At 38.0% G+C, this 24,847-nt stretch carries 22 protein-coding genes and 1 pseudogene; 2 read left to right on the top strand and 21 right to left on the bottom strand.

Annotated features, from left to right (window positions below):
- Nucleotides 1–24: 24 nt before the first annotated feature.
- From PYW34_RS02355 to PYW34_RS02300, 12 genes are all read right to left on the bottom strand, one after another.
- Nucleotides 25–891 carry a GRP family sugar transporter gene (locus PYW34_RS02355; RefSeq protein ID WP_002286769.1) on the bottom strand — a complete coding sequence of 289 codons (867 nt, stop codon included), beginning with the start codon at nucleotides 889–891 and terminating at the stop codon, nucleotides 25–27.
- Nucleotides 892–979: 88 nt separating this feature from the next.
- Nucleotides 980–2,005 (bottom strand): two-component system sensor histidine kinase SapS, encoded by a 1,026-nt coding sequence (gene sapS, locus PYW34_RS02350; protein WP_002286770.1) that lies wholly within the window; start codon nucleotides 2,003–2,005, stop codon nucleotides 980–982.
- Between the two features lie 17 nt (nucleotides 2,006–2,022).
- Complete coding sequence (gene sapR, locus PYW34_RS02345; RefSeq protein ID WP_002286771.1) at nucleotides 2,023–2,697, bottom strand: two-component system response regulator SapR; 675 nt, start codon at nucleotides 2,695–2,697, stop codon at nucleotides 2,023–2,025.
- Nucleotides 2,698–2,880: 183 nt separating this feature from the next.
- Nucleotides 2,881–3,774, bottom strand: coding sequence for a class C sortase (locus PYW34_RS02340; RefSeq protein ID WP_002286772.1), 894 nt, complete (start codon nucleotides 3,772–3,774; stop codon nucleotides 2,881–2,883).
- Nucleotides 3,775–3,847: 73 nt separating this feature from the next.
- Complete coding sequence (locus tag PYW34_RS02335; RefSeq protein ID WP_002334446.1) at nucleotides 3,848–5,545, bottom strand: SpaH/EbpB family LPXTG-anchored major pilin; 1,698 nt, start codon at nucleotides 5,543–5,545, stop codon at nucleotides 3,848–3,850.
- The gene (locus PYW34_RS02330) at nucleotides 5,538–6,851 is read right to left on the bottom strand and encodes a pilin N-terminal domain-containing protein (RefSeq protein ID WP_002333416.1); all 1,314 of its coding nucleotides are present in this window, start codon (nucleotides 6,849–6,851) and stop codon (nucleotides 5,538–5,540) included. Before PYW34_RS02330 ends, PYW34_RS02335 begins: the two co-directional genes overlap by 8 nt.
- Nucleotides 6,851–11,359, bottom strand: a complete 4,509-nt coding sequence (locus tag PYW34_RS02325) for a VWA domain-containing protein (protein ID WP_002334445.1) — start codon at nucleotides 11,357–11,359, stop codon at nucleotides 6,851–6,853. Before PYW34_RS02325 ends, PYW34_RS02330 begins: the two co-directional genes overlap by 1 nt.
- A gap of 297 nt (nucleotides 11,360–11,656) precedes the next feature.
- Nucleotides 11,657–12,175 carry a phosphatase PAP2 family protein gene (locus PYW34_RS02320; protein ID WP_002286782.1) on the bottom strand — a complete coding sequence of 173 codons (519 nt, stop codon included), beginning with the start codon at nucleotides 12,173–12,175 and terminating at the stop codon, nucleotides 11,657–11,659.
- A gap of 1 nt (nucleotide 12,176) precedes the next feature.
- Nucleotides 12,177–12,794, bottom strand: coding sequence for a YesL family protein (locus PYW34_RS02315; RefSeq protein ID WP_002286784.1), 618 nt, complete (start codon nucleotides 12,792–12,794; stop codon nucleotides 12,177–12,179).
- On the bottom strand, nucleotides 12,791–13,645 hold the full coding sequence (locus PYW34_RS02310) for a carbohydrate ABC transporter permease (protein ID WP_002286786.1): 855 nt from the start codon (nucleotides 13,643–13,645) through the stop codon (nucleotides 12,791–12,793). The genes PYW34_RS02315 and PYW34_RS02310 overlap by 4 nt, the downstream gene beginning before the upstream one ends.
- Nucleotides 13,642–14,553 carry a carbohydrate ABC transporter permease gene (locus PYW34_RS02305; protein ID WP_002286787.1) on the bottom strand — a complete coding sequence of 304 codons (912 nt, stop codon included), beginning with the start codon at nucleotides 14,551–14,553 and terminating at the stop codon, nucleotides 13,642–13,644. The genes PYW34_RS02310 and PYW34_RS02305 overlap by 4 nt, the downstream gene beginning before the upstream one ends.
- A gap of 40 nt (nucleotides 14,554–14,593) precedes the next feature.
- Nucleotides 14,594–15,928, bottom strand: a complete 1,335-nt coding sequence (locus PYW34_RS02300; RefSeq protein WP_002333419.1) for an ABC transporter substrate-binding protein — start codon at nucleotides 15,926–15,928, stop codon at nucleotides 14,594–14,596.
- 207 nt (nucleotides 15,929–16,135) lie between these two features.
- Here PYW34_RS02300 and PYW34_RS02295 point away from each other — a divergent pair, with 207 nt between their 5' ends.
- Entirely contained in the window at nucleotides 16,136–16,966 is an 831-nt protein-coding gene (locus PYW34_RS02295) for a manganese catalase family protein (RefSeq protein ID WP_002286789.1), read from the top strand.
- Between the two features lie 243 nt (nucleotides 16,967–17,209).
- On the opposite strand, the pseudogene PYW34_RS02290 reads toward PYW34_RS02295, so the two are convergent.
- The 5 genes and pseudogenes from PYW34_RS02290 to mazE form a co-directional block, all read right to left on the bottom strand.
- Nucleotides 17,210–17,459: pseudogene (locus PYW34_RS02290) on the bottom strand (transposase).
- A 190-nt stretch (nucleotides 17,460–17,649) separates the two neighbouring features.
- Nucleotides 17,650–17,844: a hypothetical protein gene (locus PYW34_RS02285; RefSeq protein WP_002295146.1), complete on the bottom strand. Its 195-nt coding sequence runs from the start codon at nucleotides 17,842–17,844 to the stop codon at nucleotides 17,650–17,652.
- 504 nt (nucleotides 17,845–18,348) lie between these two features.
- Nucleotides 18,349–18,534 (bottom strand): hypothetical protein, encoded by a 186-nt coding sequence (locus PYW34_RS02280; RefSeq protein ID WP_002304207.1) that lies wholly within the window; start codon nucleotides 18,532–18,534, stop codon nucleotides 18,349–18,351.
- An 849-nt stretch (nucleotides 18,535–19,383) separates the two neighbouring features.
- Complete coding sequence (locus tag PYW34_RS02275) at nucleotides 19,384–19,725, bottom strand: type II toxin-antitoxin system PemK/MazF family toxin (protein WP_002286801.1); 342 nt, start codon at nucleotides 19,723–19,725, stop codon at nucleotides 19,384–19,386.
- The gene (mazE, locus tag PYW34_RS02270) at nucleotides 19,725–19,955 is read right to left on the bottom strand and encodes a type II toxin-antitoxin system PemI/MazE family antitoxin (RefSeq protein WP_002323011.1); all 231 of its coding nucleotides are present in this window, start codon (nucleotides 19,953–19,955) and stop codon (nucleotides 19,725–19,727) included. Before mazE ends, PYW34_RS02275 begins: the two co-directional genes overlap by 1 nt.
- Before the next feature lie 286 nt (nucleotides 19,956–20,241).
- Here mazE and PYW34_RS02265 point away from each other — a divergent pair, with 286 nt between their 5' ends.
- Nucleotides 20,242–20,580: a hypothetical protein gene (locus PYW34_RS02265; RefSeq protein WP_002286804.1), complete on the top strand. Its 339-nt coding sequence runs from the start codon at nucleotides 20,242–20,244 to the stop codon at nucleotides 20,578–20,580.
- A 204-nt stretch (nucleotides 20,581–20,784) separates the two neighbouring features.
- On the opposite strand, the gene PYW34_RS02260 is transcribed toward PYW34_RS02265, so the two are convergent.
- From PYW34_RS02260 to PYW34_RS02245, 4 genes are all read right to left on the bottom strand, one after another.
- Complete coding sequence (locus PYW34_RS02260) at nucleotides 20,785–21,360, bottom strand: SOS response-associated peptidase (RefSeq protein ID WP_002293673.1); 576 nt, start codon at nucleotides 21,358–21,360, stop codon at nucleotides 20,785–20,787.
- Between the two features lie 608 nt (nucleotides 21,361–21,968).
- Complete coding sequence (locus PYW34_RS02255; protein ID WP_002286813.1) at nucleotides 21,969–22,550, bottom strand: TetR/AcrR family transcriptional regulator; 582 nt, start codon at nucleotides 22,548–22,550, stop codon at nucleotides 21,969–21,971.
- Between the two features lie 182 nt (nucleotides 22,551–22,732).
- Nucleotides 22,733–23,359 (bottom strand): cysteine hydrolase, encoded by a 627-nt coding sequence (locus PYW34_RS02250; RefSeq protein ID WP_002333420.1) that lies wholly within the window; start codon nucleotides 23,357–23,359, stop codon nucleotides 22,733–22,735.
- 21 nt (nucleotides 23,360–23,380) lie between these two features.
- On the bottom strand, nucleotides 23,381–24,712 hold the full coding sequence (locus tag PYW34_RS02245) for an FAD-containing oxidoreductase (protein WP_002286818.1): 1,332 nt from the start codon (nucleotides 24,710–24,712) through the stop codon (nucleotides 23,381–23,383).
- Nucleotides 24,713–24,847: the final 135 nt, after the last annotated feature.

Genomic DNA, 24,847 nt, shown 5'->3' with positions numbered 1-24,847 from the left:
CCATTTTAGGTTGGAAAACAGCGATTAAACTGTTTTCATATACCCTAAAAGGATACCACCTAAAATGACTAAAAGGCAACCAACAATAACATAAATGAGCTCTTTTTTCGTTTTTCTTTCGCCAAGGATGAAAATCCCACCTAAAGTAGAGATAATGATCCCCATTTGTGAAAGTGAGAAGCCAACAGCTAAACCAAGTGATTTGACTGTTAGAAGCATGCAGATGTTTCCTAAGCCCCATAATAATCCACAGATCATGTTTTTCCACACAAACTGATCGACTTTAACTTTACGGAAAGCAAAGAAGCTTGCGCCTAAGATCATTCCGATACTTTGAGGTAAGATAATTGACATCGCATCCAAATTCGCCCAGTTGACGATGATGGTATATACACCATAACCAATCGTAGAGAAGATCAATGCTCTAAAACCCTTACCAAAATCAAGCATTTTATTATCTGTATCTATTTTTCCTTCGTCATCTTGTCGGGCAGTCAAATACGCACCGCTTACAAGAAGAGCTAAAGCAATAATACCGTATACATAATCTTTCGTTTGTGTCCATTCATGGAAGAAAACGGCTCCCGCAATCGTATTCAAAATTAATTGAAAACCAGTAGACAATGGTAGCCCTACAGAAACACCCATGTACTTCATTCCATGGAACTGTCCATTTTGTCCAACACTCCAAGCTAAGCCGGATAAAAATCCGATCAAGAAAATCCAAGGGGTGATTACAGGACTAACAACGAAAAAGACAACTAAAGAAAACAGAAATGCACCGATCGTCATTCCTAGTGTTTGTTGATTGGCATCGCCACCAATTTTACCACTTACTAAACCAATACTACCCCATGCCAACATAGGGACTAATGCTATTAAAATTTCCATAACCAATCTCCTTTTATTTCACATGATAAGAAACTTATCAGCGAAAACGTTAACAACACAAGCACTTTTTTTCGTTTCTAACGATTTTCTAACGTTTTTCATTATAAAAATTTAAGATTGGGAAAAATAAAGTCATTGTTGTCCCTTTTCCTTCAGTTGATTCAGCCGTCAAATGGATACCTAATTTTTCGGCCAGATTTTTTGCTAAATAAAGTCCTAATCCTGTTGAATGTGTTTTGCTAAGTCGACCATTTCTCCCAGTAAATCCCTTATCAAAGATCCGTTTCAAGTCTTCCGCTGGGATACCGATCCCTGAATCTTTAACTGAAAGGCTGACTCCTTGCGCTTCCTTTTCTATGCTCACAATGATGTTTCCGTGATCCGGCGTATATTTGATGGCATTACTAAGCAATTGGTTGAAGATAAAAGCGATCCATTTAGCATCGGTCAAAACAGTATGATCCTCACCAACGATCTCGTAGCGAATATTTTTTTGGATAAAATAATTTGCCTGACTGCGTATCACAGGCTGAATGATTCCTTTTAGTCCATATTCTTGGATGAGGTAGTCCCGCGAGAAACTGTCGAGTCTTGCATAATACAAAACTTGTTCTACGTATTCATCGATTTTTGATAATTCATTTTCTAGTAATGTATACTTTTGATCGTCAATATCGAACTCGATCGAACGAACTAGCAATTTAGAAGCGGAAAGTGGCACTTTGATTTCATGGACCCATGAGTCAATATAATCTTTTTGGTCTTGTTGATTACTGATTGCTGATTGCATTACTTCTTGGTGTTCACGGATCAGCTGATTGATATATTCTTCTACCAGTTTTTCTTCTTCTGTCCTCCCACCACTCAAATAATTTTGCAAAGGGGAAGTTTTTTGTATGTCGGCTAATTTTCCCCACCATCTTCTCTTGCTCAAGTAACCACCCAGCAGATAAAAAATCAGAAAGACGCCCTCAATCAAAGCTAAATAAGCAATTGTGCTCAAATCAACTTTGATGTTTGGCGCCAGCCACATCACAAAGATCGTCAATGCAATAAAAAACAGCCATCCCAAGATCAATGTCCACTGATCTTTCAAATATTTAAAAAAATTCATCTTAACCGCTCATCCTTTCAGGGAACGATATATCCCTGTCCTACTTTTGTTTCGATATATCCTTGGATACCTGCCTGTTCGATTTTTCGGCGTAACCGATTGATGTTGACTGTCAATGTATTGTCATCTACAAATCGTTCGTCATCCCACAGTGCTCGCAGCAATTTTTCCCGACTTAAGATCTTTCCATTGTGCTTCATCAAAATAAATAATAGACGATATTCATTTTTGCTCAAATCAATGATCTCTCCGTTGATTTCCATACTTCCGTTGTCAACATTCAACGTAATGCCATTGTGGCTCATCATTTCACTAGATAATTCTGTGTAGTTGTAAGAACGGCGAAGTAATGCATTGATTTTTGCAATCAGTACATCGATTTGGAAATGTTTTGTCACAAAATCATCTGCCCCCATGTTCATAGCCATGATCATATCCATATTCGTATTCCTGCTGGAGATAAAAATGATCGGTACTTTCGATACTTCACGTATTTTTTGACACCAATAATAGCCATCCAAAACGGGAAGATTAATATCTAGTAATACAAGCTGTGGTTCTTCTCTTTCAAAGTCTGAGAACACTTGATTGAAATCGGTCGTTCCAAAGGTTTCAAATTGCCATTTCTCAAGTTCCTCCATGATCAATTGTCGAATGATCTCTTCGTCTTCGACTACCATGATTTTTGCCATAAAAAATCCCTCCATCTTTCTTCTTGCTACTACAATATCAAAGAAGCCCTTGTGAAACAAGTTGGCTTACCTGGAAAATGTCATTTTAGCAAACGTTAAAAAAAACTGGAAATATGCGATTTAATCGCGTTTGTCTCTTCCAAGCAGCTTAAATTTATTATGTTATTCTTAATAATTGGTCTATTATCTGTTATTTTTCTTTCGTTGTTTTTGTCTTTTAAATTTTCGATAACACCAATAACCGAAAAGCGTTAGCACTAGCAATATACCTAGAAGGAGTATAAGTAATCGATAAAGATGGTATTTTTTTGTCTGTTCTATCTTTGAAGAGACTTCTTCTGTAAAGGGAACTCGTCTTCCTGTCACTAGTAATCGGTGAGTGTTCACGGTGTAAGGTGTACAAGTGATAAGTGTGACTAGATCCTGCTTTTCTCTAATTGCTAATGTATTTGTTTTTGTTGGAAGGACAACAATTTTCTCAACGACTTCATAAGCGAGCATCCGACCATACACTTCAAGATAGAATCGGTCATCTTGCTCCATTTCTTCAAGATCCGTAAAGAGTTTTTTCTCAGCAATACCGCTATGGGCGGTAATCACGGAATGTGTACTCTCTCCTCCAGTTGGAAAAGAGGTGCCTTGCAGGACTGTCGCTCCTCTATCTAACAAAAGATCATTCGTTTCATCAAATAAAGGCAAGCTAACATTGATTTTCGGAATATAGATGGCTCCGATCATATGTTGTTCGTAATATTCTTTTCCTGGATTTTGGACATTTCTAACCGCTTGCTCAAAAGGATCTTTGACTTGTCCCATTCCTGGGATTACTGATGTATGAGCAAGCGTCTGATTTTTCTTTTCATGCACTGCTAATTGTTGCTCATGTTTTTCTTCTTTATCGCGTTCAAGCTGCTTTTGATAATTCTCGATCCTTCTTTGATCCAAATAATTGCTGAGAGCATCTGCTAAAAATGGATATGTAAAAACTGCAGCTCCGGCAAGAAACATCACTGCCATAAATAATTGTAATAAAAGACTGATTTGGGTTTGAGGTCTATTACCTATTTTCTTTTTCATTTTCTTCACCTTCTTATTTAAAAAAACTGCAGCAACCTTTATAAAACCGATTGCTGCAGCTTATTTTTGTTGCTTATACTTCAGACTTCATTTTAGATTTACGGTACCAGCTGTACGCTCCAATCATCAAACTTATTCCGATTAGTAAGAATGCCAAGAGCCCGTTCCCACCAGTAGCAGGAAGTGACCCGCGTTTCATATTCGGTACTCTTTCTGGCCCTGGATTTTCTACTCCTACGATCTGAATTTCTTCATTATAGCTTCCATAAGAGATGATAAATTCAGTAAAGGCTGCCTCACCTGTTGGAAGTACATAACCTTCTGGCGCCATGGTCTCTTTCATTTGATAGGTTCCATAATCTAACCCTTGAACCTCAAAGTATCCATTTCCATCTGCGACAAATTCTGTTGCTTGTCCGCTTGTTGCCCACTCAATTCTATCTGCTCCTGATTCATAAACAGCTAAAGGCGACTCCCCTTTATAAAATATTGCGTATTCAGAACGGTCTTCATTCCACAATTCGAATCTTGCATCTTTAAGCAATTCACTGCTTGATGCATCATATTTTTCAAACTTTCTTCCACCTGTTGTGACTTTCTCTGGCGGCTCTACTCCTTCTTCATAATCAAATTCATCATTTCGTCCGATTTCAATAACCGCTGTGTTGTTATGGAAATCATCCGCTTCTAGTTCTGTGGAAACCTTCAAATTATACGTGATCGTTAAATCTCCTCCACGTGCATCTGCTAATCTACCTAAAGTATCTACTTTGGCTACTCCATTTTCTTCTGTCAAAATCGTCACGACAAACCCGTTGCTTACTACTTCTACTATATAATCTTGTCCTTTTGTTAAAATCGTCTCGCCGGCTCGCACTTCTATTTCCTGATCATAATAAGTTAGACCAACTGTAGGCGTATCTGTGATTTTGTAATTTTTGATAACAGCGCTTCCGTTTTCAAGGACAGAATCGATGAAATAAGGAATAGGTGCTGTGATCGTGTAAGAAGCCGTTTTTCCTCTTTCTAGATCAATATAAGAAATCGTTTCTTGTTCTCCAGCTTCATTAATAATCGTTACTTGTCTAAGGTCGCTTTCCTCTACATTCATCTGTTTATCTGCTTCTCTGATTTCGTTTTTCGGATACAAATGCACATCTGTATTGTATGTGTCTTTCCATGTAGAACCATCCCACACGCCATCCACCATATCAGGCATCATCACTGGCATCATAACAACCATTGGAGACGCGATTCTGGAAATATGAGCTGGCGAATAAGTTTCTAAGAAAAGATAGACTTTATCTCTAGAAGAAGGTGCTTCTTCCGTCACTTGGACGGTAGAGAATACCGCTTCTCCAGCTTCATTCGTTGTTTGTTTGTCAATACTTGTCAGTCGATATTTTAAAAACCAACTTTCTGTGTGCCGTTTTTGAATCCATTCAATCGCTTCGGCAGAATTAAGACCGTCTTCTCGTTCCGGTGTTAAAGGATTATCTCGAATCAAATCGTAATATACTTCCGTTACGTCAAACAAATCAAAATCGACTCCTGGAATATTTTCTTCACCAAAATCCGTAGAAACCAATCCGCTATTCGGTCGTTCTTCCGGAACAGATGAGAAACCTTTTTTGTGTAATGTAATCGTCACTTCACTTGGTTTTTGTGCGACTTCTTTGGCTTTGACTAGTTTTCCGTTCCCGAAAATCCCTATTCCCGCAGTAACGAGTAACAGTACACTCATTCCCGTGACAATCATTTTTTTATTCATTTTTTTCTCCCCGTTCTTTTTTTATTAATAAAACAGCACCTAACAATAAAAGAATTCCTAGTAAAGAAATCAACGTTCTTGCTTCATTCGTTTGCGGGAATACGGACCATTTTCCTGATTGACCTGGATTGCTTGGACCACTCGGCTCTTTCGGTTTGTCCGTTGTTTCTTTTACGGTCTCGTTATAAACACGTGGTGTTGCGGATTCATAGGCAGAGACTGGAACTTTCCCGGATTCTAATTCATCCATCTCCTGTCCGTTAACTACTACATATTGTGGTTGGCCTTTTGCATCCACCCAAAATTCAGGGATGATGACCTCGATTCTCTTACTTGCTTCATCCATCTCGTAACCTTCCACACCTTTTAATTCTTCAAAATAATAGGTGCCAGAAGGCAAGAAACGTTGTCCTGTCGTAACAAGGCCCTCTTTATCCGAAATGAATTTGCTTACATTTTTGTCATTCAAAGGATCATTGTCTGCTGGTTTGATCCATTGATTTTTCAAGTCATTAGCAGGAGCCATATCTAAATAATATTTCCCCCCTTCTATCATCTGATATAGAGCAAAAACAGCACCTTCTAATGGTTTTCCTTTTTCAGTTGTTCCTCTTTGACGTCCATACTTGAAGAAGTATGGATCTCTTAGATAACCGACATTTTTAGGATAGATATGAATCTCTTGCAGTTCCTCGCTTGATTCTGTCGGGTGATAAATTGGCAAAATAGCAGCAATTGGGATAGCTGTCTGATCGATATCAACATCCAATCCAACTTCTGGATCAATCGATTCTTCGAAAATCAAATAAACTGCATCCCGATCTTGGTTTTTCTTAGGTGCTTTGATACGTGCAATCCCGTCTCCTAATCCGCCAACCGTATCTTTCCCAGTTGTTACCGAAGTCCCTATTTGGACAAGCCTTTCTTCTGTGATTAGCTGACGGATATTGTTTCTGTTCGTTTCAGCGATTTGCTGGACGAATTCTTTAGGAGTCATGTTTTCAGCAGCTTTTTTTTCATGATAATAATCGGTCATGTCGTAAATGGCAAATGTCGCTCCATTTAGTGGCACCGTCTGTGAAATGATATCTGCTGTTTCCCCTGCTTCCTCAGAGATAGCCAAGCCATCATTTTCATGGTATTCAAATTGATCGTTATAATCGATATCTCGAATCATCCGTTTATGCAACACGAATTCCACGACATCTTCCCCTGATTCTTCTGCCGACATCGCCTGTGGAAGAAGGACTGCTGCAAGCGGTAGTAAAACAAGTAATTGAAGCATCAAACACAACAGCTTTTTCATTACCTTGCTCCCTCCTTTTTAGATTGTCTGACAAACAAACCATAGGCTGCTCCTGCAAGCGCCATGAAGAATGCAGCAAGCAGGATATAGAATAATCGTCCGGATCCTCCTGTAGCAGGCAACGGATTTTCAGGATCGTTCCCGACACTAAGCTGTAATCTGATTCGATTTGTCTCCAAAAGTTCATATTCTAACTCTTGCTGTAGATCAGGCGTCTCTGCTTCTTCGTTTGGATAATACGAAATCTCAACTTTTAGTGTACCCGCTTCTTTTCCTGGAACTACCCGATCATTTTCTATGTCAGGTTCTTCTCGATAACTAATTTCTAAAATAAAGTAACCTGGAAGTTTTCTATAGCTGTCAGGTGACTTCACTTCCTTGATCCGATAGACCCCTTCCAACAAGTCTGAAGCATTGAATAGGGAAGAATCGTTTGGATCTGGTGCCAAGCCTCCCTCGATGATTTCATACTCTCCTGCACTATTTTGTTTCTCAATTGAAAATTCTGCGCCTTCAAGACGTCGGCTATTCATACTGTCAATTTTCAAAAGTTCCAAATCGATTGGCGCTAGTTCATCTTCTAAGGTTACTTGTAGTACACCATCGATGATTTCATAGCCTTCCGGCAAGGGAGCAGTTTCGTCTTCGATGACCGTATCTTCAATGATAAACTTACCTTCTTCATTCAGTGCAAACTGGAACACTTGATCAGATAGCCGATACCCATTTGGTGCGACAGATTCCGAGACCTCATATTCACCAATAGACAGATGCAGAGGTTGGTCGTAATTTAAATCGACATACTTTTCTACTCCTACGGCACGAGAATAGAAGTATCCGATCCCAGGCAAACGTTTCGATTCTTCTGGTTCTAACGGATTACCAGTGTATGCTCGATACAGCGGGAAGGAAGAATCCCCCACTTTCCTGATATCGAAACCTGCACCATCTAATGTATGGCCTTCATGGTCTAATTTTCTAACTCGGATCTCCCGATAATCAAACGTATTGTAAGCAGTGAATGCTACCCATAAACGATCCTCTTCATCTGTTGTATACGTGAGATATTGCCAATTTTCTTCACCTGTTTGCTTGAGTTGGATAGTCCCTATAGCATTATCGTAAAGTCGCAAGATCCATGTGTCATTTTCATCAGGTTCTTTGAAACCTTCTGGGTTCTGGCTCTCAATGATTTTGTATTCTGCATAGTTGGTAGTTTCTTCACTATCCTTATAAACAAATGAATCTGGCTCTCCGATTGGATGAATAACTTTCTCACCATCCACGATTACATATTTCCCGTCTTCATCTACTGAATAGAACGTGAGTCTCCCTTTCTCTTCCTCTACTTCGTTCACACCAGAAAGCCCTTTCGCTACTGGATATCCGATTTCCAGTCCGTTACCATCTGTTTCATAAAGTTCAAACTCTGCGCCATTGATTGGCATATTACTGCCTTCAATTAGTTTATTGATATTCATGTGGATTGGCTTGAATTCATTTCGCATTTCCAGTTTGACATACAACTCATCATACTCTGTGCCTTCTATGTTAGGCTCTTGTACAACAGAAAGCTTGTGATATTCTCCTTCATAATAGGAATTCGGATCTTTACCTTCCGGTCCGCCGACTCTCGAACCAGATGTATATTCATCTACAAGCTCGTAGTGACCTAACATCTCATCTTCGTTGGCTGCATATTTTTTGATTTGGAATTGATACGTCTCATATACTAACTGATAACGTGGTGGTCCAGCGATCTCTCTGATCCAAAATATGTCGCTGACTGCTCCAGTTTCATCTCCTAAAATCGGCATCTTCGTTTCAAAGATCGCTATTCCGTCCGTGGTAGTTTTACTTGTTTCGATTGGTTCGGCTTCCCCACTCTCTGGATTTTGGTCATATAATGCAAATTCGACTCCAGCCAACGGCTCGCCATTTTGACCCTTCTTGCTGACTTGGAAATTACGGCCTTTATGTTCGTAACGAATGGAAGAAGATGGGAAATACATCCGTCCAGTAGTGATATCATTCTCATAATCCTCCAGGTTCTGAATATAGGCCATATTGTTCACTGTGTAAAAATTTCCGTCTTGAGCTCCCGCATCAAGTTTTACTTGGTACTTGATCCTGACCATTTCCCCTTCACCTAAAGAAATCGGAGAAAATTTATAAGCTTGGTTTTCCCGTCCGACATACGTTGTCGGAGTCGCCACTACTTCTGGTGGGGCTTGTCCATGACGTTCTTCATCCCATATTTCTGGCTCTTGGTACTTCATGCCGTTTTCTCCTGGATCTAGATGGTAAAACTGAATATCTGCCGATCTGCCAGCTCCAAATGGTGAGACATTAAAACCAGTTTCATCATAAAGTGTGGCTTGCTGGATCGTTCTCTTGAAGGTAGAAGAGATATCCTCCAAGGCTGTAACAATGTCATTCTTGTTGTTCGCATTGTAATATCGCGGTGTTACGCCATCTTCTTCTAAATCAGCAATATTTTTCAATACATTTCGTCCAATAGCATCTAGTCGTTGTCTCCCGCTAACGTTTCCATCGATTCCTAAACCAATGGAGAAGATACTTGGCGGGTTCTCTTGATACTTGTTTTTCAGCCAATGATGATAAGCAACTGTGTTGATCGCAGATGACTTTTCTTGCGAAGTAGGACTGCCATTCGTATTGTTATTAGAAGAACCATCACCAACCCAGTGAGTCGCTTTATTATCTCCTTCTTTTACCTCTCCATAACGATAGTGTACATTTACTTCATCTTCTGGACGGTTAAAGTCAGATGCATAGGTAACTGGATGAGTAAACCCTGCATTAGAAGTATTCCCAGAAAACTCCTCAAAATTTCTGAACAAAACGTCATTATCTTCAGCAATCTTATCTTCCATCACAGTCCAGTTGCTCCAAGCTCCATTAGTGCTCGTACGATAACTTGACTGAATCGGTGCATAACTGAAGGTCGGTGTCCCATCTCCCACAACGATTAGGATTTTTTCTGGATTTCTATTTTCTCCGCCATTGTCTTTATACAATGTTTCATAGCCATTTTTAAGCCCTAGTGTAAGCGGAGTTCCTCCGATTGGTGTACGATTTAATGCTGTATTCTCACTTCCCGTCAAACGATTGATATCATTTGTCAATGGAAAGATGTCCGAACTGATTTGCTCATGGTTATTGATAGCTGTACTATTATGGTAAAAATTCACCATACCGATTCGAATATCCAGACTCGGGTCAGAGAGCAGATCTTTACTCATTTCGTTTACTGCCTCAATCAACGCAGCATTTTTAGTTTGACTATTGGTCCCAGCGGTTAATTCACTCATACTCGCTGACTTATCTAGAACAAAAACGATATCGATTGGACTGATTTCCTTTTTCTCGCCCCCGATGACATCTAGATAGACATTGTAAAGGGTTGTTGCATCTTCAGGATGTAGATCAGATGCTGTGCTGCTTGGCAGAACAGGTTCTACCCATTTTTTGATGTACGCCCCGTTATAATCCAAGTAACTGTTTTCAAAATTCCGTTCATTTCCCCAAAGCTGAACGGTTTGAGCTGGAACGTTTCTATCTTCTTCGCCTGCAGTTGATCCATTATTAGTAGCATAGTCGTAATTTCGCCAGTTCGCTCCCCCGTTTGTATAATCACTATCATCGATCAAGTTCTCTCCGTCATATGGCGAGCCTTTGTCTCCTTGATAGCGTTCATTGCTTTGTGTCCAATTTCCTAACACTTTTGTATAGTCATTCGTTGTAAATTTCGGGTAGCGATGCTGTTCGTTTTCAACTTCTCCGCTAGGATAGATATATTCATAGGGGTCTTGCGTAGCTGTTGGCCCAAGACGCTCCAAAATACCGTTGAATAACTGGCGTTGAATGCGCTGGAGTGCTTGACCGCTGGGTACGATTGGTTCGTCCAGCTTTTCCATCTCATTTTCTTCGCTACGTTGAATTTCAGCGGAATCTTCTGTATCAGTTTCATTTTCTTGTAATTCTTGGTTATCTATTCTTTCATCAACCACCACTTGAAGAGGTAGTTCCCCTTCGTTCACATCGGGGATCTTTTCTGTTTCAAAAATCAATGTGCCGGTTTCTGCTTCTTTTGAATAAACTTTTCCGACATACCATTCTTGACCATCGATCGTCTCGACTTTTAGGTCTTCTCCATCTTCATCATAGGAGGATAGACCTGTTCCACGAACGTTTTTTACGGTACCAATCCCGGCGGCTGCCGCATCGATTGCTAAACGTATTCTACCTTCATTGGCACTTTCCTTTTTTTCAAAAGCCAGATGCCATTCAAGGGTTTCTTCTTTTTCAATATACTTCCCTTCAATTTTTGCATAGTCCTCATCTAAGAATACCTCATCCTCCTTTGTTTCTGTTGACTCAGCAGCTACATCCAGGGTCGTCATATGATAGACTGACTGGAAATATGGTCCAAATAGCAAACTGACAGTTACTAACTGCAAAAGCTTCAATTTTAACCCTTTCACATCCTTATACTCCTTTCAAAAATATTTGTCTTCTTTCACAACAATCAACAAAACAATGCCCATCTAATTATAATTTAATTTAATTTTAATTTTAAATCAAATGATATCCTTTTTAGTTAAAAAACACCAATTATACAACATTTATTATTAAAATTAAATTATAAAATTTTATAACGTTCTCATTTAACAAAACTTAAGTTATTAAGACAAATGAATAAACAACTACGCTTTCCTCGAAACAAAAAAATAAAGCACAAATGCGCATTTACGCACTCATGCTTTATTCGTACAATTAATTCAGATAACGGCAGCGCATAGGATGCCAATAACACTTCCTAAAATAGCTCCTCCTAAAATGTCAGTAGGATAATGTAAAAGTAAAAAAATCCTCGAATAAGCGATCAAACAAGCAAATAAAAAGGCTAATATTCCTGCAACTGGACTTAATTCGAACAACGCAGCTACTGATAAAAAGGCTAGCGCTGTATGTCCTGAAGGAAAAGAAGAAGTCTTCGGTTTACTTGTGTAAAGGACAAGCCGACGATTTTTTTCATAAGGTCTTTTCCGTCTTGTCGTTTTTTTGATAAAAAGCAAACCAACAAAAAAATAGATCAAACTGCCGATAAGAATGGCTAGACCATATTCTCTAGTATCAGGTATCAAGACTAAAACAGCAGCAAGGAGTAACCAAATAAAACCACCATTAGAGATATTACTGATAAATTTCAAAAAATTGATTTTTCGACTATCCGTTTTCCGTTGCTTGGCGAACTTGTTGATAATACTATCATCGATTTTAGCAATCAAACGCAACATGTTATTCCTCCTTTTTAAGAACCTTTTCTTGCGTACGATGGATAAAAAGCAGGACTTGAAAATAAAACAAGAAACTGAAACCTAATAAAGCAAAATAGATTGGTCCTGCAAACCAGAATGCGACAAGAAGGATCAACGTGCCTGCCAAATAGAAAAGCGCGCTTTTGAAATCATTAAAAAACAAGAAAAATGCAGTAATCCAAGAAGCTTCTTTTTGTTCCAGTTGAAGCAAGATTTTGTAACTAAAGAGAAGCGCGCTTAATAGAAGCAAAAACAACGTAGTATACATCAATGTATAGCCAATTCCCCCACCCCAATAGCGGAAAATCTGATAATCGATCAATAGAAGAAGAAAATAAACACTTGCTAAACTATCTTGCTTTCCATAAAGAGAGAAGTTCTCACGAAACTTTTTCCAGAATAGTGAACCGAGCTTTTTCTCTTCATTTTTTTTGTAATGATAAATCATATACAGAACTGTTCGACTTGCAGTTCCTAATGTGAAAACAGGCAAGACGCACAGGAACCATAGTAGCTGTAAATGGATAAGACGTGGAATCCATTCAATGATTTCTAAGAAATAATCATTGGCTTTTTTACCAATCGATCGATTCATCATCCTTTTGAACCTCCTGTCAAATCCATCCCTTCAATGAAATAACGTTGTGCAAAAAAGAACAGCAAAATCGTCGGGATCAAGACAAGTGTTGCTCCTGCCATCAGATAATTCCATTGTGTCGTTGCTTGGTTCTGAAAAACTTGCAAGCCAATCTGTAACGTGTATTTTTCTTGATCTTGGATATATAACAGAGGACCTAAGAAATCATTCCAAGCTGCGTTGAAGGAATTGATCGCAATGGTAATCAAGGCAGGTTTCGTCAATGGAAGCATCAAATGACTCCAAATATACAAATGATTCGCTCCGTCGATTTCAGCAGCTTCGATCAATTCATTATTGATCGATAAGTAAAATTGACGCATCAGAAATATATTGAACGCATTGCCGAAGAACGATGGAACGATCAGGGGCAAATAAGTACCTACCCAGCCGATCTTGGAGAATAATACATATTGAGGGATCATCGTTACAAACCCCGGGATCATCATCGTAGAAAGAACCAAAGCAAACATCAGCTTTTTCCCAGGAAAATCAAGCTTCGCAAATCCATAAGCAATAAAAGAATTTGAAAGGACATTACCGATCACTACTAGCACAGTGATGAATAATGTATTTCTTGCATAGCGCCAAAAAGGAAAGGCGGCAATCGTATCCAGATAGTTTTCCCATACGATTTTTTCTGGGAAAAAGGTCGGAGGATAACGAACGATTTCTTCCATTGGTTTCAATGAAGTAAACACCATCCAAAGCAATGGAATGATCAAAATGATTCCTATTACTGTCATGAGGACATAACTTAGTATTTTTTTTGTTTGCCGATTCACACTGGTCTTTTTGAAATAATCCATCATTTGCCGTCACCTCCAGAATAATAGACCCACTTAGGTGCAAGCTTCAAATTGACAAACGTCAGAACCAACACGATCAGAAACAGGATCATTGACATAGCCATCGCATAACCCATATCAAAAGCTACGAACGCCTTGTTCCACATATGCAGATTATAAAAAAGCAAAGAATTTGCAGGTCCGCCTGTTCCATTTTTCGTCATGACATAAGCTTCTTGAAAAATTTGGAAAGAACCGATCGTAGAGGTGATCACATCGTAAAAAATAATAGGAGTGATTAATGGCAAAGTAATACTTTTGAACTTTCCCCAAACGCCTGCTCCATCGATTTCTGCTGATTCATATAAAGATCTAGGAACATTTTGTAATGTAGCTAAGTAAAGTAGCATTGCTCCTCCAGAACTCCATATTTTCATCAAAATCAACGCAGGTTTCGTCCATTGTGGATCAAACAGCCAAGCTGGTCCAGGGATATGGAACCAGCCCAGAAATGTGTTGATCAATCCTGCAGATGGAGAAAGCAGCTGCATCCATAAGATGTAGACTGCTACTCCTGATAAGACTGCCGGTAAATAGAAAGCTGTACGGAATACACTGATTCCTTTGATTTTTTGATTGAGTACTGTGGCTAAAAACACACTGAAAATCGTCGTCAGCGGTACATTGAAGATGACGAAATAAACGGTGTTGTATAACGATTTCCAAAATAAATCATCGTGAACGAACATTCTTTTGAAATTTGCTAGACCAATGAAATTCATCTTGGATGTCAAATTATAATCGGTGAAACTACCAATAACTGAAAAAAGCATAGGCCCTAGCATAAATACCAAGAACCCGATAATAAAAGGCGAGATAAATAAATAGGCCCATCTTGCTTCTTTTTTCTTTCGGATAGATAAACGCTTCAAATTTTCTTGCCTCCTCTGTACCTAGACAGTCAAAAATGGATTATTGATTTTGCTTGACTAAGTTTTCTACTGCTTTTTGTGCATCTGCCAATCCTTCTTTTGGTGATTTTGTTCCTAAAAGAATCTGGTCAATCTGTTCATTCACTAATGTCGTGTAATCCGGAGCATCTAAAGGAACTGGTGTGATCACCGTATTTTTAAAGTTTTCGTCCGCCATTTGATAGATCATTTTTCCTTTATCCGTTAGGTTGTCATTATTCACTAAATTCTCATTGGCTGTCTTGCTCGCCATGATATCAAAACTTTTTTCGCCGAATTTTTCTTGTACTTCTGGAGAAGAAAGATATTTGATGAATTCATAAGAGGCCTCAGGATCTTTTGCTCCGTATGGTACTTCCAAGACGAATCCGCCACCCCACGACCAATGGCCTGAACCTTCTTCTTTTTCTGGGAGCTGCATCACGCCAAAATCAAAATCATCCGGTGCATTTTCCATCAAACTAGAGTAATAATTGATATTTTGGGCACGCATGGCTACTAATCCGGAAATAAATGGATCAGATACACCAGACCCAAATTCGGCTTCTAATTTATTGATCGTATTTTTCCCATAATAATCTTGCCAGTCTTGGATCCACTCCAAGGCTTCCACTTTATTTTTAGTATCAATCTTGACTTTTTCATCTTTGTCAAACCAACTAGTCCCGTTATCTGCGTTTAGCGCCCATACATCAGCCCCTAAATTCCATAATGGATAAAAACCGATGCGTGTAAATTCTTTTCCTTCTTTTTTATCTAGTTTACGTGCTGTTTCTTCTAATTCATCCCAAGTTGTCGGTAGATCTTGTTCACTGATTCCAGCTTCTTTAAATAACTTTTTATTATAAAAAATGACTTGTGTATATGTATTGAATGGGATCGCATAAGGATCACCTTCATATTCTACTGTATCCCAAAGCTGCGGATAAAAATCCTTAGAAGTGTCTTTTTCTACATATTTGGAGAGATTAGTTGCTTGCTGTGCTTCTGCTCTTTGGGCAACGGAATTTATGTCCTGTACAATAACATCGGGTGCATTTCCAGCTGTTATTGCAGATAAAGATTTAGTCCAGATGTCACCCCATGGCTGATACTTATAATTTACATGGATCTCGTTTTGTGATTGATTGAAATCCTCAATGATTTCTTCGATAGCTTCTTTTCGTGCACCGGATCCCCAAAAGGACCAGAAATCAATATTTTTTCTTCCATCACTTGTTTTTTCAGAAGAATTTGCTGCACTTGAACTGGCATCGCTTGCATTACTTGATCCGCATCCTCCTAATAAAAACAATGCTGAACTTGCCAGCAACCCTGTAAACAATAATTTTTTCATATTTTACCTCCAAATTTTAATGTAACCGATGTCGGTTTTAATATAACGATATCATTTTGTTCTGAAAATAACAATTTATAAGGTATGATTCTAAAAAAATTATTAATGATACCAATACTTTATATAATTCGCAAGCGTTTTCTTTGAATTTTTTAATCTTTCGTAGCAGAATGAGAATGTATTAAAAATAGATTAGGAGGAATTTTGATGTTTAGACACCAGAAAGAATTGCAGTTTGAAGCAAAACCAGATCGTCCGAATCCATTAATCGCGAAATATCTGCAGGAGCTGATCGGCGGCCAATATGGCGAGATGAGTGTAGCTATGCAGTACCTGTTCCAAGGCTGGAGCTGCCGAGGAGAAGAAAAATATAAAGATATGCTGATGGACATTGCAACAGAAGAAATCGGCCACGTGGAAATGTTGGCGACAATGGTTGCTCGTTTATTAGAGGGTGCGCCTGTTGAAGATCAAGAAGCAGCGATGCAAAAAGATCCAACAATCGGTGCCATTATCTCTGGAATGAATCCACAGCACGCGATCGTAGCTGGCTTAGGACCTCGTCCTGCTGACAGCGTGGGCAATCCATGGAGCGGTGCCTATATCATTGCGAGTGGCAACTTGTTAGCAGACTTTAGAGCTAATTTAAATGCCGAATCACAAGGAAGACTTCAAGTAGCACGTATTTACGAAATGATCGATGATCGTGGCGTAAAAGATATGCTGTCTGTTCTCCTTGCAAGAGATAGCTATCATCAAAATCTATGGGAATGTGCAGTGAAAGAATTAGAAGAAAAAGAAGGTTCAATCTTAGTCCCAAGTACTTTCCCGCGTGACAAAGAACGAAAAGACATTGCTTATGACTTCTATAACTTCTCAGAGGGAGACCAAAGTAGTGAAGGTTCTTGGGCTAGTGGCAAAGCACTGGATGGCGAAGGCGAATATCAATGGTTGAAAGAACCTAAGATCGAAGGCGCTGCACCAAAATTAGAACCAGTAACACCAAAAATGTATGGGACACCTCCATTCAAGAAATAAATATCTACCCGTAGAAACACCCGTTTTTTGTTCCACACGCTTTGTGAGCAAAACTGACTAAAGTCATTAATCATAACCACCCTTCAAAAGGGTGGTTTTCTCTAGAGCTATAAGCTCAAATCACCGGCCAGCGCCTAAAGACGCTGGCTTTCATATTTTATGTTCAAGCCATATTGCCTTTGCCAGTTTTGCCCACCTCTTAAAAGGTTTATGTACTACTCCTTAGCCCTTAAAAGGATCGTCTTACTCTCGTACACTCAGCTTATCTAACGCACTATCATGTTTTTCTTGTTCTTGAATGTACTTTTTGATGGTCGCTTCATTTTGTCCTACTTTTGTCACATAGTATCCTTCCACCCAAAAGTGTCGATACCCAAATTTATATTTTAGATTTGCACAATCTCTTGATGATCTCCTGAATATTGGCTCGATATTGATTATAAATTATTTTTCTTCTATACTTTGGTGTGAATACAATGTGGTATTTACACATCTACTTTGTACGGGCTAAACTATTTCCCTTTATTGCTCCACCCGCATAGCAAGTGGTTTTGTATTTCAATCGCTCGGCGCGCTCAATTAGGTCTAAAGACAATAAATCTAAAAACCCGCTGCTTCACTGACAGAAACAACGGGTTTTCAGAAAAAAATGAAATGAAAAAGATCTCTTACGGCAATCTATTTTATTTTTTTGATTTTTTATAAATGGAAAATGCTTCAAGAAGTCCAAGAAATAAAGCCGTATAAAAACCAGAACCTATGAAATCTTTATTTATTAGATATTCAACAGAAATCCCGATAACACTAGCCAACAATATATTTATCAGAAGTGTAAAATAAGGATGCTTTTTATAGAATAGAACTAGTGTTGTTTTCATAGACTCTCCTTTCTTCATATTTCCAATTAATCACAAATTCACGGCATTACTAGAAAAATTAAAGGGGCGCAGAAGTGGAAAAATACTCTTCGACTTTCCCTACAAACCAGGCCATCTTGTGTTTAATAACTATACCAAATCTAAGGTACCTCTAAATCTAAATTCCATTTGTGGCGGTGACCTCCAATTTTTAACTCTTCTATCTCCCATCCAGTATACATAACCTTGATACTTCGACCACTTATATATCGAACACACAAATACCTATCCATTGCAGGAGTACTACCTAACTTAGTTGCTACTTGCATCTAAATAACAGCTGAAAAGATAGGACTTACTCTTAGTAAAGTATCTGAACTATTAATTTTTAAACTATCATTTTTATCCTCAACTACATGCACATCTGTTGCAACTTCACTTTCTGTCTCATCCAGATAAATGATTAAGGAATCGGGAATTGCAATATCTTCAGCTGACGCTGGAATAGTTGAGCTAAATTAGTCATCATATCTTTATTATAAAATAACCAACAGCAAAAAATACAATGAAAAACAAACTTGGAACTAATGTATCATTAATAAATGTTGAAAAATTCAGCAACTCATTACTGTATGATTTTAGCAGCCCAACCAACATATACCCTATAAAAGCTAATAAGATGGTTAGGAATCCTTTAGAATTTTTACTCATTCATAGACACTTCCTTAAATAACTTTTATTATAGAAGGTATTGTAAATAATAATATTGACAAAAAGTGACTCAAAATAAAAAAAACCTTACATTATACTGGAATGAACTGTATTGATAGTGTACCTAAAAGCTCTACTGACATAAGATCGTGTAATCGGTAAAGTAATTTTATTAATTATACGGGATGTAATCAATTAGAGAATAAACTAATCATAAAAGGTACTTTTACATTCATAATTGTCGCTTTGAGATTCTACTTTGGTTCACTATCTGACCCAATTGCACATTTTCGATCATTACAAGTATTGGTGTCGTTAGAACAACTAAATAAAAACTAGCGGTAGATTTTTCAGAATCTATGCTAATTTCTGTATGGATGTTCCAGTGATGGCAAATTTCTCTTTTCATTGTTTTTCTTGTCGCATGATATGCCTTTTTGTGTTATTCAGTTAAACTATAGAAATTCTTTCCTAGACAGATCTTGATCCCAAATTTTACGTTTTTGAGCATCGATATAGTTTAAAATGACATTACTCATATCTAAAGAGTTTAGATTTTTTAGGACTAAAACTGTCAGTTGTTCTTTTTCTTCTTTCTGTTAAAGTATTGTCGCGACTTTTCGTATACGTTAAGATATGTCGTGAAAAAACAAGTTTTGTGACACAAAAAAACGAATGACTTGAGGAAATCACCTCAATCATTCGTTTAAAATGCTATATATTCTTTAGTTTAAGATACGGAAATTAATGCCATCGACCACACTAGTAGAATGAACGACATTTACTTGGCCTTTTTTTAATTTCGTTATGTTTAGCATATAAAAATATTATAGAGTTTACTTACAATGCTTAAAACATATACTGTATAATCTGATCAATTTTAGCCATGTCTTGCAATGGTAAGTTTTCTATTTTTTTGAGTTTTCGTTCCTTAAAATCAAGAGATTTTAATTGTGTAATAATTACTTGTCCTTTTATATCTAGCTCTTCAGGTAATGAGTAACGTGTCGGTAAATTCTTTATAGTGGAAGTAATTGGACATATGACCGAAAACATTGTTTTACGGTTAAATTCATAACGAGAGACGACTAGTCCTGGTCGTCTTTTTTGAATTTCTTTTCCTACGGAGGGATCAAAATCAATCCATACAATATCACCTTTTTTAGGAATATAAATTCTTTCTTCTGACACTATAAAATTTCTCTCCCTTCAGGAGTTAAATCTTCCCATTCGTCTTTCTCATAATACTCGGCCTCTTCCCCACCACTAAATGGATCTTCAATTTTTGGAACTAACGTAATTGTTCCATCATCAGAATACACAACGATATATTCTTGGTTTTCTGAAGGTTTCTTTCCGTTATCAGAAGGTAAAGTTACCACTACAGAACTTCCTTGTAATCTAGATTTTGTAACAAGCATTATCATCACTCCCTTAATAAAAGTATACTATATAACACTAAGTAACGCAAAATTCCCCTTTGTAAACTATCTAGAAAATTGTTTTGTTTAAAGTATATCTTATTGGATATAAATAGAAATAAATTGTAGCCAGTTCATTTTTTCTTTAACTAAAAAAATAATCCAAGAAACATTGAACCTATGGATCCAAAAGCTACCCAAATACTATAGCTAACCCCCCGCTACCTTCAATTTTGCAGATAAAACGCTTTGGGAGAAAATTTCAAAGACAACAGGCCATCCTATCATGCCCGATTATAAACAAAAAGCTGGCTATTCCTTTTGCTCTGACAAATTTCAATTGGGAAAGTTCACGAAACTAGCAGGTGAAGAAGTTTCAACTGTTCGGATCAAAGAATGCCCGCTTCAAATAGAAACATTGGTTCAACGAATTTCAACTAGACAAGACTTTGCTATTGTAGAACGTGAGATCGTAGCTATTTTTGTAGAAGAAGGGATTTTACATGATCCAACTCATATCAATGTGGATAAATGGCAACCTCTTATCTATAAATTCAGAGAATATACAACTGCCAACCAGTCGTTAACTTTGAATTTTAGATTCCAAGAATTCAAAGAGTCATAATGATAAACATCGTTAGGTATAAATAAAAAAGACTCGCAGCACGAGTAAAAAACAAATAGAAGCTATACATTAGAAAGGTCGACTGTGACCCTATAGATGCAGTATATGCAGCTTATGAGCATTTCTTCTGTTCTCTTTGTTTTTGGGATCTGTGCTGAAGTCTTTTTCGTTTTTTGCCGCTCTTTCTTTGAAAAATCGATTATGTTATACCTTCTCCATTACTAATTCAGGCATCTGCTGAGTAATGATTTTTCGCGCAAAAGAAATATCTGTTACCCAAGGTTCGATTTGTTCTTCAGTCAAGACAAGCGGCATTCGGTCATGGATTGGTGCGACTGTGCGGTTAGGTTCAGTAGTCATTATGATTGATTCTGCCATTTTTTCATCCTGATGGCTACGATAAAAACCGCCAATATACACTATTTTTTCCTTATTTGAAAACATAAATTTGTCTTTTTCTTCATTCCACTCATAAAAGCCACTCATTGGGAAAACACAACGATTTTGCAAAAATGGTTGATGAAAGGTCTTTTTTTCTTCTACTGTCTCTGCACGGGCATTAATCATCAATTGTCCTTTTTTAAATCCGGTAAATCCCCACTTCATGATTTCCGGAGTGAGGATGTTTTCTTCCTCTTTTCTTAACGTCACAACAAGATTTGACGGAAAAACTTCTCCAGCTGCTAATTCTGCTGCCTGCTTCGGTTGTTTCGTCTGGGCTTCTCGATAATAATTCTGAAGGAGCTCTGACTCTAGATCAAAAAAATAACGACCACACATCCTAATCCCTCCCAATCTTTTTTTCTATCATACACTGCAACAAGAAGTTCGCACCAACAAAACGCTTTCAATTTTTGTAGAACTAAAAAAGTTGTGACAAGTGACAAACTCTCCAGTGAATGGTATTCTCCTGCCAACTCCTCGGTCACAAGTCACAATATTCAACAAACATGAGAAGCTGCTTTTTGAAATTGTTCCTTGTGACTCGGAGTGAAACGGCAGGCTTACGACCTCTGGGTAAACGGTGTTCAAAAGCTTGCATCTGCGGTAATAAGCCCAACCAAACGAAAAATATGAGCAGCTATTTTTATTTGGCTGTTCTTATTACTTGATGCAGGGCAGCTTTTTCACAACCTCTCCACTAAACGGTGTTCAATCAGCTAACCTTCGGTATTAGCTCAAAAAACGGCAAAATATGAGGAACTATTTTGCCGTTTGTTTCTCTAATACTCAGGTCAAAGCGCTGATTTCACAACCTCTAATACACGGTGTTCCAGAAGTAGCTTCTTCGAAAAATAAGCCGAAATTTCACAAAAATTTGAGAAGCAATTTTCGTAAATTCCTTCTTATTTCTTGAAGCTGACCACTTCTGTCACAACCTCTAATTATTAAAGAACCTTTTGCGAAGTTAACAATCTTTCTTTGATCAATTGAAAATTCTGCCTAAGTAGTGATAGATCCTGTGTGACTTTCAACAATAAGATACTTCCCTGGATTTCAGCAATCAACGCTTTGGCTTGACGGTCTGCTTCTTCATCGGACAGTTTTTCTTCAGAAAGTGCCAGGATATTTTGTTTCGTATACTTGACCCATTGATTGACTAATTCTAGTAGCAACAGACGGTATTCTTCATCCACTGTACTCAACTCAATAATCAAATTACCTACAGGACAGCCATGATAAGTGATCTGTGTCTCATGATCAGCGAAAATCCAGTCCAACATTTCTTCTAATGCTTCTTCTGGCTGTTTTCCAGCATTTAAGATGTCTTCGAACAATTCTGTCTGCCATACGTCCATATGCGCATGGATCACCGCTAGACAAACTTCTTTTTTTGAAGAAAAGTAATAATAAAATTGACCTTTTCCTGTATCAGAAGCTGCTAGAATATCTCGGATTGACGTTTCATGATAGCCTTTTTTATAAATAAGATCTTTGGTCGCTTCCAAGATCTTTTCCTTTGTTTTCAATGATATTCTCCTTTTTCATTTCTCATAGTCCTATATTATACAGTAAATTCATCATTTTTTCTTCTTAATCGTTTAAAAAAGACTGTGCCAAATTATCTGACACAGCCCTCACTATAAAACTGTTCTCATATAGCTAGATGTTCATTGATTCAAGAACTGCGAGGACAAAAGCAATTCCTATCTTATGATAGTTGCTCTAATACTTCCTCTGTTGTCATCACTTGATCTGCAATAAAGCCAAAGTTCGTCAACGCTGCATCCATTGCTTCTTGGCCAGGAGCACCAATTGCATCTGTCGCTACCACAACATTGAATCCACTCTCTATCAATTCACGCATATGGGAATCGCTACACAAGTTTCCGTTCATTCCACCAAGAATTACTGTGTCGATTCCATTTTTTCTCAATTGGAGCGCCAAATCATTGCTTTCTGGTCCAAAGATTTTATGAGGAGAGCTGATGATCGTATTTTCATCCAAATAAGGTTTCAATTCTTCGATAAAATCGGCTCCTGAACCTTCTTCCACTGATTCATATTGACTTTTTCTAGCAAACATCTGCTGCTCAAGCATCATATGTTCTCCTGCACCGCCAAATTGCCATTTATGGTCATGTGGGTAAAAATAATGAGGAGAAATAAAGAGTTTGTATCCTTTTTCTTTTGCTTGTTTTACCATTTCAATCATATTTTCGATCGTATTGTATTTTTCTAAGATATCTTTTGTCAAACCAAAGCCACCGCCTGCTGGTTTCAAGAACTCGACTTGCGGGTCAGTGAGAACTACTGCTGTATTTTTATTATTGAACATGGTGGATTCTCCATTCGTTATTTATTTTAATACATCATTTAGAGCTTCACTCATTGTCGGATGAGAATAGATTTGATCTCTCAATAACGTATAAGGAAGTTTTCCATTCATAGCTAGCGAAATCAAGTTGATGACTTCATGAGAATCTTCCGCATAGATACTTGCCCCTAGAATCAAGTCAGTTTCAGGGTCGACTAAAACTTTGAATACACCTTTAGGATCTTCTAATACTTGTGCTTTAGGGACACCGCTTGTCATATACTTGAATAATTTGTAATTGACGCCTTGTGCTTTGGCTTGTTTTTCTGTTAAACCTACATTGGATAAAGTCGGAGTGATAAATACACTGTAAGGCACAGCTTTCCGGTTATTCGTTGTTCGTTTATTCTCGCCCTTCAACTGATCCATAATGATTCGATAATCATCTAGAGAGATATAAGTGAACTGCAATCCGCCTTTGACGTCTCCAATCGCCCAAATGTTGTCTGCATCTGTACGAAGGTATTCATCCACAGCGATTGCTCCGCGATCTGTTAGTTTAACATCTGTATTTTCTAATCCAAGTGATGCTGTACTTGGTTTTCTTCCAGTTGCAGCCAAAACTTTTGACGCTTGGATTGTTACTTCTTGGCCATCTTCTGTAAAGGTGACGGCAGCTGTTGATTCTTGGTCTGCTACTTGATCTACAGATACACCTAGATGGAATTCGATTCCCGCATTTGTCATGTCTTCTAAAATCATTTGCGCGATATCTTCATCTTCACGTGGAAGAAATTCAGAATGGGCATCAAGAACGACAACTTTAGATCCGTATTCATTGAACATTGATGCAAATTCCAAGCCAATATATCCAGCCCCGATGATCACTAATTTTTCCGGTAATTGTTCCTGATCCATCGCTTGCGTAGAATCAATCAAGTAGCGACTTGTATTCAATCCTTTGATTGGTAAAATGATTGGTTCAGAACCAGTATTGATGAAAATCCGTTCGCCTTCAACAATCACTTTTTCACCATTATTCGTCACTTCGATTTGATGGTTAGAAAGAAAACGTGCTGTACCGTCCATCACTGTCCCAGTTGCCTCATCGCTGATCATATGATAATTTTTGGCGCGAAGCATGCCCGTCAATTTTTCTTTCCGAGCAACAGCCTCTGTAAAGTCGATTCCTCTTTCTCCATTGAAAATCAATGATTTAGAAGGAATACAGCCGATGTTGATACATGTTCCGCCATACATACGTGTTGACTTTTCAACGACTAAAACCGATTCACCTTTTGAAGCTAACGCCTTCGCTAAAGTCTTACCGCCCTTTCCAAAACCGATCACAATATTTTGATATTTTTCCATCATTTTTCCCTCGCTTCTTTTTTACCTACCGATTGGTACAAAAATATGATAACCGATAATTGTCTATTCTCCAAATCATCTGCTTTATTTGTCAAAAAAAACCAGACAAAAAGCGGTCCTTTCACGTTTTTAGTCTGG

Source organism: Enterococcus faecium (assembly GCF_029023785.1).
GTDB lineage: Bacteria > Bacillota > Bacilli > Lactobacillales > Enterococcaceae > Enterococcus_B > Enterococcus_B faecium.
This window is presented reverse-complemented; position numbering and strand designations above follow the sequence as displayed.

Coding starts and splice junctions, on each gene's coding strand:
- PYW34_RS02300 (WP_002333419.1), bottom strand. CDS start 15,928: ATGAAAAAATTATTGTTTACAGGGTTGCTGGCAAGTTCAGCATTGTTT.
- PYW34_RS02340 (WP_002286772.1), bottom strand. CDS start 3,774: ATGAAAAAGAAAATAGGTAATAGACCTCAAACCCAAATCAGTCTTTTA.
- mazE (WP_002323011.1), bottom strand. CDS start 19,955: ATGCTTGTTACAAAATCTAGATTACAAGGAAGTTCTGTAGTGGTAACT.
- PYW34_RS02245 (WP_002286818.1), bottom strand. CDS start 24,712: ATGATGGAAAAATATCAAAATATTGTGATCGGTTTTGGAAAGGGCGGT.
- PYW34_RS02250 (WP_002333420.1), bottom strand. CDS start 23,359: ATGTTCAATAATAAAAATACAGCAGTAGTTCTCACTGACCCGCAAGTC.
- PYW34_RS02330 (WP_002333416.1), bottom strand. CDS start 6,851: ATGAAAAAGCTGTTGTGTTTGATGCTTCAATTACTTGTTTTACTACCG.
- PYW34_RS02280 (WP_002304207.1), bottom strand. CDS start 18,534: ATGAGTAAAAATTCTAAAGGATTCCTAACCATCTTATTAGCTTTTATA.
- PYW34_RS02310 (WP_002286786.1), bottom strand. CDS start 13,645: ATGATGGATTATTTCAAAAAGACCAGTGTGAATCGGCAAACAAAAAAA.
- sapR (WP_002286771.1), bottom strand. CDS start 2,697: ATGGCAAAAATCATGGTAGTCGAAGACGAAGAGATCATTCGACAATTG.
- PYW34_RS02355 (WP_002286769.1), bottom strand. CDS start 891: ATGGAAATTTTAATAGCATTAGTCCCTATGTTGGCATGGGGTAGTATT.
- PYW34_RS02315 (WP_002286784.1), bottom strand. CDS start 12,794: ATGATGAATCGATCGATTGGTAAAAAAGCCAATGATTATTTCTTAGAA.
- PYW34_RS02295 (WP_002286789.1), top strand. CDS start 16,136: ATGTTTAGACACCAGAAAGAATTGCAGTTTGAAGCAAAACCAGATCGT.
- PYW34_RS02285 (WP_002295146.1), bottom strand. CDS start 17,844: ATGAAAACAACACTAGTTCTATTCTATAAAAAGCATCCTTATTTTACA.
- PYW34_RS02265 (WP_002286804.1), top strand. CDS start 20,242: ATGCCCGATTATAAACAAAAAGCTGGCTATTCCTTTTGCTCTGACAAA.
- PYW34_RS02320 (WP_002286782.1), bottom strand. CDS start 12,175: ATGTTGCGTTTGATTGCTAAAATCGATGATAGTATTATCAACAAGTTC.
- sapS (WP_002286770.1), bottom strand. CDS start 2,005: ATGAATTTTTTTAAATATTTGAAAGATCAGTGGACATTGATCTTGGGA.
- PYW34_RS02335 (WP_002334446.1), bottom strand. CDS start 5,545: ATGAATAAAAAAATGATTGTCACGGGAATGAGTGTACTGTTACTCGTT.
- PYW34_RS02260 (WP_002293673.1), bottom strand. CDS start 21,360: ATGTGTGGTCGTTATTTTTTTGATCTAGAGTCAGAGCTCCTTCAGAAT.